Genomic DNA, 11419 nt, shown 5'->3' with positions numbered 1-11419 from the left:
CATGGCCTGGGATCGGCGGCGGCCCGATAACGATCGGTCGCCGCTGCGGAACCTGCTGGACTTCGAGAGTATCGATGACACCGTCCGAAAGTCTGGCAACCCGATCAATCAGGCTCTCGCCGGGTTGGGCCAGTTGTTCAATCTCCCCACGCCGACAGACGTCATCAACGCGGTCAACAATGGCGTCGAGGCGATCTGGGACGGCATCACCTACTTCGCCCGGCTCATCGGCGGTTTCCTCGACCCCTTCCAGATCCCGATCCTGGACCCGTCGAAGATCTTCAATCTGCCCGGCCTGTTCACCAACTTCGATGACGTTCTCAAGGGGATCTTCAACGGCTGGTTTGGATCTGGTGCGACCGGCACGGTATTCGAGGTCACCTACACCATCGAGAGCATCAAAGATGCGGTGGTCAACGGCTACACCGTGCACACGATCACCTCCGATGAGGTGAACTGGGTTGTCCCGTCGCCGCTGCCCGCGGAGTTCAACGTCGGCATGTTCAGCGGCGGGAAGACCGGCAACAACGGTTCCTCCGGCGGCGGTGGCGGTGGCATCGGCGGCCTGCACGGCTCGTACATCGTGCACCGCGTAGACCTGACAGGCATCACGGCCCTGGACACACGGATCGCGACGGCCGGCAACCTGTCCTACGTGCGCGAGCACAACGCCACCCCGCACACCGGGGCGATCCTGGCGCAGTCGGCGGTGCACGGGTCCGCAGGCGGGATGTCCACTCCGCTGGGCTACACCCCGTCCGCGTCGATCCCCGGATCTGGCGGTGACGGAAGCGATTACAACACGTCCAACGGCACACCGGGCTCACCGTCGCTTCTGGCTACCGGCGGCAATCGTGGCGGCTCAGGGTCGTTCGGATCGTCGGGTTCCCCCGGCAACTCGGTATCGGCCGGCGCATCGGTCAAGTGCGGTGGCGGCGGTGGTGGCGGTGGCGGCGCGGCGACCGTCGCACTGAACGGTGGCGGCAACGGCGGGGCCGGCGGCTACCCCGGCGGCGGGGGTGGTGGTGGCGGCGCATCCAACGGGCTGCCCGGCTCCGGTGGCAGCGGCGGGCCCGGGGCGCCCGGCCTGGTGATCTTCTACTACAAGTAGGTGGGATAGATGGAGACAGCAACCCTTGTCACAGAGAATGTTTCGCACTTCTGCCCGATGACGAACTTCTATCAATGTTCGGATGGCACGTACCTGCTCGTCACGATTCCCCGGCTCAGCACAGACATGGTGCACGAGATGCTCGGTGTTCGGGTGCCCATCGTGCAGCTGCACCTACCCGACACGGCTGATGTGTTCCGGGCAGACGCGGATGCGGTGGTGCTCGACGCCGATGGCGACCCGTCCAACGGTATGACGCCGCTCGTATCAGTGCCAGGGTGCGAAGTCTTTGCCGAGGCGCTCGCCGCGGCGGGTTACACGCTCACAGCCACAGAGGAGGCCTGATGGAACGACCGCGCACATACCAGGATCTGCGGGAGGATTCGCCGACGTTCGGCGCCGTCGCGGTGAAGCTGCCGGAGGGCAGCACGCTCGGCGATTACGGTGCGATGACGCTCGACCGCGGCGGCAACTACCCGCGGGCTGCCCGGATCGAGGGCTGGACCGAGCTGGTGCCGGTCGTCGGCGAGCAGCCCGCCCTTCCGCCCGGCTCTGGTGCCTGATGGCCTTCCGCACCTTCAGTGGCCGCCGGTTCTCTGAGAACGGCTGGCCCTACGTTGACGAGGGCTCCTGCAAGTGGTTTCAGGTTGCTCCGGGCGTCTCGATGCAGATCCAAGAAGGCGCCCCCTACGAGGTGCTGGGAGCATTCGCACGGGACTACCACGAGTTCGTCGAACCGATCTTCGACCCCGACTGCTGCTGCTGGACACCGGGCAACTCAGTGCCCTCGTCCAATCACCCCGGCGGGACCGCATACGACCTCCGGTGGCAATCGCACCCCTTCCAGAAACGCGGCAGCTTCACCACGGCGCAGCTCCGCACCATCCAGGAACTGCTCGACTGGTACGAGGGCACTGTCTTCTGGGCTGGCATCGACTGGAAGAAGCTCGACAGGTCGCAGGGCGGCTGGGGCTCGCCGATCGATGAGATGCACTGGCAGATGGGCTACGGCACTTACGACCAAGCCGCCGGCCGCGTCCAGCCCTGGGTGAGCGACTTCATCGCCCGCAAGATCCGGACGGACGGATTCTCGACGTTCCGCCGAGGTGGAACTGGCGGCGCGCCGACGCCGAGCGTGGATGCAGCTGCGGTCCTAGCGAAGGCTGCCGGCATCCCCATCGCCAAGGCCACTGAGATCCTCCCGGAGGTGGCGGCCGGCCTGCGGGGAAGTCAGTGCACGTCGGTGCTGCGCATCGCTATGTGGCTCGCCCAGGTTGGCCACGAGTCGGACAACTTTGAGGCCACCGAGGAGTACGACAAGGGCGACGGCGGCGTCACCGAGAGGTGGATCTACCTCGGCCGCACCTGGATCCAGCTCACCTGGAAGTCCGCGTACGCCGGTTTCGGCAAGTGGTGCTGCGACCGCGGTCTGGTCACCGACCCGAACGTGTTCGTCAACAATCCCCGATCGCTCGCTGGCCTCCAGTGGGCAGGCCTCGGCGCCGCTTACTACTGGACGGAAACCGTTCGGACTCAGCGCAAGTACCACACGCTCAACGAGGCGTCCGACGCTGGCGACGTCCTGGTGGCCACCCAGATCATCAACGGCGGTACCAACGGCTTGGAAGACACCAACGGCCGTCCTGGACGCCGCACCCGATACAACCGGGCGCTCGCGCTCGGGGACCAGTTGCTCACCCTCACAACCCAGTCAGGAGACGACGATTTCATGTCAGCACTCAACGCCGACGAGCAGCGCGAGGTACTCAACCTGCTGCGCGTGCTCGCAAAGATCCCCTACCCGTCGCGGTCGCCGCTGCGCCGCCTCGGTGAGGGCAACATCGACACCATCGCCGGGATCGGGCTGAACGAGGACGGCAACGTGCACGTCCTGGTATCCATCCTGCTCGGGCTGGTGGGCGACCCGAACACGCTCGACGATCTCGCCGAGCTGGCCGACGCCGATCTCACCAAGTTCCCGGACCGGGCCGGAGGCAAGGCCTTGGCGCACCGGATTCTCGTCTTCATCGCAACCATCAATCCCACCGTCCTGCAAGGAGTTACGGCATGAACACGATCATCAAAGCCCGCGAGAATGCAAAAGCACTGGCTACCCTGATGGGGTCGTTGGCCACGTTCTTGGCGGCGGTGAACGCGCCGCCGCAGTGGCAGCTGTGGGTCGGCGGGTCCGGCGTGGTGCTCACCAGCCTGGCCACCTGGGGCGTGCCGAACCGGCCCCGGGACACCGCCACTCCGGTCGATGAGCGAGTTATCGGCGACGTGCAGGCCGCCGTCCAGGACCGCGATGCTCAGGCGGCAGCCGCTGCGGACGCAGACACCCGGCTCGGGAACATCCTGCAGGGGATCACCGAGGTCATCGGCGCTACGCCGGTTGTCGGGCCGGGCGCTGCCGCTGCGGTGGATCTCGTCGAGGCGTTCCTGAAGTCCTCCCGGCGGTGACCGGGTTGACGCCCTTCAATCCGGATTCGTGGATGGACGTGGTGGTGCTCATCGTGCTGGGCATTCTTGGGCTTTCCGCCACCGTGGTTCCCTTGTGGCTGAAGGCGAAATCCACACAGTCACAGGTCGCCGAGATCCACGAGCAGACCGTCAACGATCACGGCGACGAGGTGAATCTGCGCGTCCAGCTCGATCGCATGGAGCAGAGCCAGCTTCTCCTCGATGAGCGGATGGTGTCGATGGCCAGCCAGCAGGACGAGGCGGCGGCCGATATCCGGGGCTTCCGGAAGGACTTCGGGGAGCTCCGGGGCGAGATGCGTGAGGACCGCGGGAATCTGCGCGATCTGGAGCGGCGCGTGACCGGCTTCGCGCGGCGCGTGCATCCGGATCAGATCCCGCCATAGACCTCTGCCCGGCGTCGTCCGACGCGGTCGCGGTAGGGCTGTGCTGCGGCCAGCTCCGACGCCGGGCAGAGCCCGAATGAATCAGATCAAGCGGAACACACTCCCGAGGAGGGCGTAATGGCTGTGCCGATGTTCTGGGTGCCCTACCTGAAATGGGACGCGTTCGTCGCCGATGCGCCGGCCGAACTCGGCGGCGACGTCGATACCGACCCGGAAGAGAAGGGCATCCACGGCGGTGTCGAGATCACCGCGAAGTTGTCGAAGGGCGATATCCGTGCGATCCGCGGGTTCACGGAGCCGAAGACGCGGCTGTACTCACTGGCCAAGCAGGACGCCCGCCTCGATGACGGACTGCTGAAGCTCACGGCGGCACAGGAGGAGTTCGGCCTGCTGGCGAAGTGCTCGATCCTCGACCTTCCGGATGACGTGGACATCGTCTACACGTTCCGGCCGCACCACGTGACCTACAACGGTGCGGCGCAGGATCTGCCGACCATCACGGTCAAAGCCCCCGTGGTGCCGGATGATTGGGATGTCGCGGTGTCGGGCCCATTCACCCAGAACCTCGCGGATATGGAGTGGCTGAACGAGTCGACCGCGGCCAAGGGTGGATTCATCATCCGCCAGGTGCCCGACGACGTGACGCTGGTGGGCCCGAACTCGGTGCAGTTCTGGGCCAATGGTTCTCCGCTCGGTGACCCGATCCCCCTGGTGCTGAGCGGCGGGTCCGGACCGACGAGCACTGATGGCTTGCCGGAGGGCACGGCCAATAAGTACTTCACGGATAGCCGGGTCGATGCGCGGATCACCGCGGCGCAGCTGGTCGCGAAGGCCGCGGCGTCGACGTCAGGGTTCGGGTTCGTCGACAATGACCCGGCGCTGGCGGCCAACTCCGGCACGAAGCTCGCGACACAGCAGGCGGTCCGCGCGTTCGTGGCCGCCAAGATCGCCGAGCTGATCGGCGCCGCACCTGCCAGCCTCGATACCTGGACCGAGCTCGTCGCCGCGATCCAGGCCGACCAGGGCGCCATCTCCGGCATCATGACGACGCTCGGCACGAAGGCGACCCCGGCCGACATCACGGCGGCGACGGACGCTCTCGTCGGCGGTGCGACCAGCGCGGGCAACACGCTGAAGAAGCTCGAAGATCTGATCACCGCTTTGAGCGCGTCGGTCGGCGGGGCCCCGCCGATGAAGTTCAACACCACCACGAGCGCCTGGCCGTCGCGCCCGTCTGTGAGTTTCCCGGTCTTCTGGGTCGGCGGCGACGCGCCAGTCGATCGCCCACCGGGCTACCAGCCCAGTGATGTGTGGTTCCCTGCGACGGGTGACGACATCGACCTCGGGGTGGTGCTGGAAGCGCTGCAAGGTATCTCGGCAGCGGCGAACACGGTCCCGTACTTCGACGCGATCAACCACGCCGCGAGTCTTGCGTTCAAGATCGCGTTCTCCGCGACGCCGACCGACACCGCGATCGTCAGCGAGAAGTGCGTGAAGAACTACGTCGACCGGATGCCCAACCAGACGAAGACCGGCGACTACAACGTCGTCGGCACGGACAAGGGCACGATGATCGAGCACAACAACTCGACGCCCGCGACGTTCACGGTCACGAACGACTTCGAGGAGGGCAATGTGGTGGCGTTCCGCCAGAAGGGCACGGGCACACTCACCATCGCGGCAGGCGCTGGGCTCACCAAGGACGGGGCTGGCGGGAAGTTCCGCACGGCAGGCCAATTCTCGGAGTGCTCGATTCACTTCGACACGCCCACGCACTTCTACGTGACCGGCGATCTGATCGTCTGATGGTCACCGCCACCCGCCAGCGACGGCGGAACCACACCAAGCCGAACGTCGCAGGGCTAACGTCCTGGGGCTACGCCAGTTTCACCGCGAGCGTGACACCGCCCGATATCTCCAGCCTTGCGCTCAACGCCGGTGCTGGCGCGGTTGCTGTCGACGCGAACAGGCGTCTCCAGCCTGCGTTCACAGGGGCGAGCAGCACGTTCTACAGCGCGGCTCGGGGGCCCGCGATGGATGACGGCCCGTACAAGGTATCCGCGGGGCACGGTGGCGGCACGTCGTCAACCGACCGCGGTTACGGGCCGGGCTACAGCAATGGCGACGGATCGATCGCCGTGTTCGCGACGTGCTTTCAGTCGGGGTCCGGCCGACTGTTCACCGCGATCGGCGGCACCATCACCCAGCGGTCTACCGGCAGCACAGCTACATCAGCCACCGGTACCGATGTCATCGACATCCGATATGCCGTAAGCGGTTCAGACATCGTCTACACCGTCTACAAGAACGGCACTGCGACCAACCTGACGTGGACCGACACTGATGCGGCCATCGTTGGCATCCCGGGGCGGTACCCGATCGACGTCCTGCGATCCATTCGTACGGCCGGAACCAACTATCAGTCCCCCGGCAGTGATCTATTCCAGGCGGTGATGCTCTGATGCCCATCGTTGCGAAAGAAGACGGCTGGGAACTTCCGACCGCGCTATGGGAGCGCACCCGCGCCAGTCACCGATACGACCCGGTACGCGGCCTGATCCCCTCCGGAGTGGTCACGGTCGGCGCGTTCTCCGCGGCGGCCCAGACCTACACGAACCTGGCGACGATCCTGTGGAACTCGGGACTGTTCAGCACCCAGGGCCAGCACTGGCAGGCGGTCGATGGCACACCGAGTAACGGGTGCAAGAACGTTGCGACGCCCCGCATTTCGGGTGGTTCGCCGATCAATCACGTCATCGCGTTCGAGTTTCTGCATGCCGGCGGGAACCTCGACGTGGTGATGGTCGGCAGCGCCTCCTACGACTGCCAGGTCTTCGTGGAGTACTTCGGCAAGCTGTACAAGGCCACTGCCGCCCCGGTGGTCGGCACGACGCCCGGCGTCATCCACCTGCCGCTGACATTCCCAGCGGGCTACACGGGCCGGGTCCGGGTGCACATCGGCGGCGCCGCGCTGGTCGGCATCAAGACCGAACAGAGCTCGATCGTCGCGAAAGCCCCGGACCGCCCATTCGCGATCCTCGACGGCGGCAAGTGGGCCGACGCAGCCGGGCTCAAGCAGGCCTCCGGCACGTCCTACCTCACCGCCGGGGTCGCTGAGCTGTTCTTCGAGCGCACCGGCATCGTCACCGCGGCCCGCGGGATGCCCTCGGGATTCTTCTACAACGGTAGCGCCACGGTCTCGGACGATACGCCCGCAGCAGACGGCGGCAGCCGGTTCTTCTCAGCCAGCCGAAAGGCGATCCTGGAGTCGGACTTTCAGGACAAGCCACTGTTCTACATCCTGCTCGGCACCCTCGACGACGGCGGTCGATCCGGTGCGACCGGCGCCAGCAATGGCCCGATGGCCACCCGCGCTGACGAGTGCTACGCGTGGTTCCGCAGCAAGGACACCCGATGCTTCATCCTGCACGTGTCACCGCCGCCGTTCACCGGGGCCGGTGGCCCGGGCACCGTCACGGGCCCGCCCACCGCTGACAGCAGTAACGATTTCAACCGGCGCGAGCAGGCCGCCGCGATTGCTGACGTCGAGAACGCCGCCTATCTGAATCTGTTTGGGCCGACCGCGCCGGCATTCAACCTGGCGCAGCAGGCGCCGCTCATCGGTGCTGACGGGCAGAATCCGAACCGCGACGGTAACGCGTGGCTGGCCGCACTGCTGGCCGTCGAGGCGGGCAAGCAGATCGTCGACACGCTGCGCGCGAGGCGGATTCGGTGAGCAAGTTCTCCGATTATGTCCTGCTCGGTGACTTGATGAAGCCGGTGGCCGGGATCATCCCGTCTGGGATCCTGGCCACCAATGAGATCAGCGCAACCGCGCTCAACTTCACCTCCGGGGGCCGCACGGCCAAGGAATACCGGTGGGGGGACTGGGCGACCAACACTGACGGATCGCAGACCAACCTTCGACGGCTGGACGGATCGGTTAGCGGCGGCGCAGGCGGAAGCTACGACGCGGCCAATCCCTACCCATTCAATACCCTTGGGCAGAAATGGATTAGGCATATCAGGCCCACGCTGTCTGGCCCGCAGACGTACGGCGGCGTGTGCAATTGCGCGACTCCCAGACGGTTCAGCGCGCCTGGTGCCGGGCTGAGTGACGAGATCTTCCCGCACATCACCGAGCTTGAATTCCTGTTCACCGGTATCGCGTTCTCCGACGTGCACATGAATCTCGGCGGCAACAACACCGCGCCGAACTACGCCGGCAACATCGAAATGTTCATCGAGGTTGACGGCGATTACTACGCCTGCCAGACGACGCCGATGCTCGTCACGAGCACGAGCGGGTACCACACATTTCACAACGTGGTGTTCAACAACTGGCAGTCCGAGACGAAGATCAAGCTCCGATTCGGCACGTGTGGTTTTACTGGGATCCGCACGGACACAACGTCAATCATCCGTCCATCGCCCTATCAGGCCCCGATCGGCATGGAAACGGACTCCTACGGCGAGACGTCGCAGGCACTGTGCACTGACAACGTCAACCAGTTCTACCTCGGCACGATCTACCGCCAGATGTGGATGCTCTCCACGATTCCGATCGTCGGGTTCGGCCAAGGCTCAACAGGGTTCTTCACGAACGGCGCGGGCTACGTCACGGACGACAGCGTCGGCACAGCGGTCAATACCGTTTTCCCGGTCGGAAACGTCACCACCACAGGGCTCTCCCGCTACTTCTCGGGGGCAGGTGCCGGATTCTCGTCGCGGCGCGGTTGGATGACCGACGCCAACACCGCAATCCAGGGCATCGGCAAGCCAGCATTTCAGAACTACGTCGGAGAGTTCTTCGGCGGACCACTGGGCACCCGGCCGCTCGCGCTCGGCGTCCTGGGGACGTGGAACGACCGGTCGCTGCTCACGAACATCACCGACGCCCAGATGTACGCGCGCATCGCCGAAAACTGGGACTGGGTGCATAGCGTCGATCCGTACTGCCAAGTTGTCCACTTCGGGGTAGAGCCGTTCGACGATGGTCTGTTCAACAACAACACGGGCGTGGGCAGTGTCGGTGCGCCGCGTGACGGTGACAGCGGCGACGTCTACACGAAGGCGCAGCGGCGGGCCGCGCAGGAGCGCGACTGGGTGAAGTTCGTCAACATGTTCGGTCCTGACGCTGCGAGCCGCTGGTGGACCGGGATGGGGCCGGCACTCGCGTCGGCCGGCGGCACCCGCGGTGTGCCGACGAACTCTCAGCAGGCCCGCCTGCTGTCCACCGTCGACAGCATCCACCCGGACCTACCCGGAACGGTCTACCTCGGCACGAAGATGATCCTCGACGGGTTCGCGGACCGGCCGGTGCACAAAGACCGCGTCAACGGACTCCGGTAGTTACTTGCGTCGGCCGCGAAGGGTGTGCTGAATCGCGAACGCGGTCCAGATCAGCGTCCACATCCCACCCCACAACATCCACAGGGTGCCCATCGTGGCCGATACGCCACCGTGCGGTTCTGTGGCGCGAGACAGCAGCGGGATGCCGAACAGCAGAGTCCCGAGCAGCGAGAAGATCGCCAGCAGGGCGAATCCGTAGTGGATGGTGAACCGGCGCTCGGCTGCCTCGCCGGTCGGCGGGGCCGGCAGATCCAGCCACTTCGCGCCGTCCCAGTACTTCTGCTTACCAGGCGTGAATGGGTCCGGGTACCAGCCCGGGGCCGGTTTCGGTGCGCTCATGACCGCACACCATAGCTGCGCTAACAGGTGGCTCGCAGTCCATGCTCAGGATTGTCACTCGCACGTACCCAGCACCACCTACGGAGGCGTCCCCCACCGTGGGCCCCCGTTGGGGTTCATATTCTCGCCAAATGTGGTGGTGATCAGGTATCTCGGTGTCACGGAAGTGGCCGAACGCACCGGGCTCACCGTCAACACGGTGAAGTCCTACAGCAAAATCCCCGGCCGCATGCCCCAACCTGACGTCATGATCGGCCGTGTCAAAGGCTGGCTCCCTGAGACAATTGACCGATGGATCGAACGCCGCGGCCAACGCCCCGGCGCGCACCAGAATGACGACTAGGCCGCATCGGCATCGGCGTCCCGCCACTCGGCGCTCACGATCGCCTGCGCCTCCGGAGACAGCGGCTTCGGAAGCGCCACCCGGAACGGGTCCAGACACTCGATACCCTCTGCTCGGCGCCGAGCAGATACCAGCGTGTAGATCTCCGTGCTACTGAGATTCTGATGCCGCAGCAGCACCTGCACGGTGCGCACGTCGACGCCGGCCTCCAGTAGCGCAGTGGCGAACCAATGCCGCAAGCAGTGGCCGGAGCCAGCCACACCGGCCCGGATCATCGCCTCCTTCACGGTCGAGCAGATCGACTCCCGCCGCTGGTGACCGCGGTCGACCCCGGCGAACCAGAATCCACGCCGGGGCATCTGGTACGCGATCTCGATGACCCGGTGGTGCAGCGGCAACGTGGCCTCGACGCCACCCTTGCCGACCACGGTGATGGTGCGCTCCACGAGGTCCAGGTGCTCTCCCTTGATCTTCGCGACCTCGTGCGCGCGGAACCCCTGAAACGCCATCAGCAGAATCATGGCCTTGGTCCGGCGGTGCGATCGGACGGCTAGCAATCGCTGCATTCCTTGGTTCGACACCGGCCGTGGCTCGGTCCTCGGCCGCTTCGACTTGGTGATATTGATCATCGGGTTATCGACGCGCTCGTCCTGCTTCTGCAGCCACAGGAACCACGCCGCCAGCTGCGTGTGATAGGTCCATCTCGTGTTGGCGCACCACTCGCCACCCTCGGCCAGCCAGCTCGCGATGTCGTCTGCGCTGGCGCGGTCCGGCTCGACGCGGCACCACGCGGCCATGCGCATCACGGTCGCGACGCGCTCGTCGACGGTCCGCGCGGATAAGGACTGAGCAAACTGCCACGTGCGCCATTTTTTGACGATTCGGGGGAGTTCGGGGCTGCGAATTTCCGCGCGCGATATTTCGTTCACAGTCGCAAAGTTATCCACCCGCAGCGAATTCACAGACTGTTTCGTCGTCACCATTCGGCCAACCTTTGATCACGAAACATGGCACGTCACGATGGGTCTGCGGGATCGGCAAGGTACATCCGTGCCAGCACGTCAACCCACTGTCGCGCGTACTCCTCGTCGCCAACAGTGAACGCCATCCCCGGAGGGCAGCCGATGGTGCCTGTGGCGTCCAGGCCGAGCATCACGAACCAACTGCCCGGCTCGGCGTAGTTGCCGGTGTGCGGCGAGGCCGACGCGATCCAGTGCAGACCGTCACCCGCATAGGCGCTGAACCCAGGTAGGCCGTCAGTGCGCTCGGTGACGGTGTAGACCTGCTGTGTCGCGGTCACGCTGGGATCCTGCCCGGCACGTCAGCGGGCGACCATTCCCGGCGCCGCGGTGGAGCCAGGGGAACTACGTTGCTCCAGGAAAGTGGGACGATCGCACCCCGATTGGTTGC

General features: G+C 65.5%; 14 protein-coding genes. 11 read left to right on the top strand and 3 right to left on the bottom strand.

The features are described from left to right. Position 1 precedes the first annotated feature (1 nt). The 10 genes from FHU31_RS24925 (at position 2) to FHU31_RS24880 (ending at position 9327) form a co-directional block, all read left to right on the top strand. On the top strand, positions 2–1111 hold the full coding sequence (locus FHU31_RS24925; protein ID WP_167163401.1) for a hypothetical protein: 1110 nt from the start codon (positions 2–4) through the stop codon (positions 1109–1111). Positions 1112–1120: 9 nt separating this feature from the next. Further along, a complete protein-coding gene (locus FHU31_RS24920) occupies positions 1121–1456 on the top strand; it encodes a DUF7572 family protein (RefSeq protein ID WP_167163400.1) in 336 nt (111 codons plus the stop codon). Further along, complete coding sequence (locus FHU31_RS24915) at positions 1456–1674, top strand: hypothetical protein (RefSeq protein WP_167163399.1); 219 nt, start codon at positions 1456–1458, stop codon at positions 1672–1674. Before FHU31_RS24920 ends, FHU31_RS24915 begins: the two co-directional genes overlap by 1 nt. Further along, entirely contained in the window at positions 1674–3182 is a 1509-nt protein-coding gene (locus tag FHU31_RS24910; RefSeq protein WP_167163398.1) for a glycoside hydrolase family 19 protein, read from the top strand. The genes FHU31_RS24915 and FHU31_RS24910 overlap by 1 nt, the downstream gene beginning before the upstream one ends. Next, entirely contained in the window at positions 3179–3571 is a 393-nt protein-coding gene (locus FHU31_RS24905) for a hypothetical protein (RefSeq protein ID WP_167163397.1), read from the top strand. The genes FHU31_RS24910 and FHU31_RS24905 overlap by 4 nt, the downstream gene beginning before the upstream one ends. Then, positions 3568–3975, top strand: coding sequence for a DUF2746 domain-containing protein (locus FHU31_RS24900; RefSeq protein ID WP_263988114.1), 408 nt, complete (start codon positions 3568–3570; stop codon positions 3973–3975). Before FHU31_RS24905 ends, FHU31_RS24900 begins: the two co-directional genes overlap by 4 nt. 117 nt (positions 3976–4092) lie before the next feature. Further along, positions 4093–5781, top strand: coding sequence for a hypothetical protein (locus tag FHU31_RS24895; RefSeq protein ID WP_167163395.1), 1689 nt, complete (start codon positions 4093–4095; stop codon positions 5779–5781). Then, positions 5781–6437: a hypothetical protein gene (locus FHU31_RS24890; protein WP_167163394.1), complete on the top strand. Its 657-nt coding sequence runs from the start codon at positions 5781–5783 to the stop codon at positions 6435–6437. Before FHU31_RS24895 ends, FHU31_RS24890 begins: the two co-directional genes overlap by 1 nt. Next, on the top strand, positions 6437–7711 hold the full coding sequence (locus tag FHU31_RS24885) for a hypothetical protein (protein ID WP_167163393.1): 1275 nt from the start codon (positions 6437–6439) through the stop codon (positions 7709–7711). Before FHU31_RS24890 ends, FHU31_RS24885 begins: the two co-directional genes overlap by 1 nt. After that, positions 7708–9327, top strand: coding sequence for a hypothetical protein (locus FHU31_RS24880; protein WP_167163392.1), 1620 nt, complete (start codon positions 7708–7710; stop codon positions 9325–9327). Before FHU31_RS24885 ends, FHU31_RS24880 begins: the two co-directional genes overlap by 4 nt. Here FHU31_RS24880 and FHU31_RS24875 read toward each other — a convergent pair whose 3' ends face one another. Beyond that, a complete protein-coding gene (locus tag FHU31_RS24875; RefSeq protein WP_167163391.1) occupies positions 9328–9666 on the bottom strand; it encodes a DUF2510 domain-containing protein in 339 nt (112 codons plus the stop codon). 133 nt (positions 9667–9799) lie between these two features. On the opposite strand from FHU31_RS24875, the gene FHU31_RS24870 reads away from it, so the two are divergent. Then, positions 9800–10009, top strand: coding sequence for a helix-turn-helix transcriptional regulator (locus tag FHU31_RS24870; protein ID WP_234901637.1), 210 nt, complete (start codon positions 9800–9802; stop codon positions 10007–10009). Here the strand turns inward: FHU31_RS24870 and FHU31_RS24865 are convergent. Both FHU31_RS24865 and FHU31_RS24860 read right to left on the bottom strand, forming a co-directional pair. Then, positions 10006–10992, bottom strand: coding sequence for a tyrosine-type recombinase/integrase (locus tag FHU31_RS24865; protein WP_208411362.1), 987 nt, complete (start codon positions 10990–10992; stop codon positions 10006–10008). The genes FHU31_RS24870 and FHU31_RS24865 overlap by 4 nt on opposite strands. A gap of 32 nt (positions 10993–11024) precedes the next feature. Next, complete coding sequence (locus FHU31_RS24860; protein WP_167163390.1) at positions 11025–11309, bottom strand: hypothetical protein; 285 nt, start codon at positions 11307–11309, stop codon at positions 11025–11027. Positions 11310–11419: the final 110 nt, after the last annotated feature.

The organism is Mycolicibacterium fluoranthenivorans, assembly GCF_011758805.1.
In the GTDB taxonomy this organism is placed as follows: domain Bacteria; phylum Actinomycetota; class Actinomycetes; order Mycobacteriales; family Mycobacteriaceae; genus Mycobacterium; species Mycobacterium fluoranthenivorans.
Note: the sequence above shows the minus strand (reverse complement) of the source record. Positions and strands in the feature narration are given on the sequence as shown.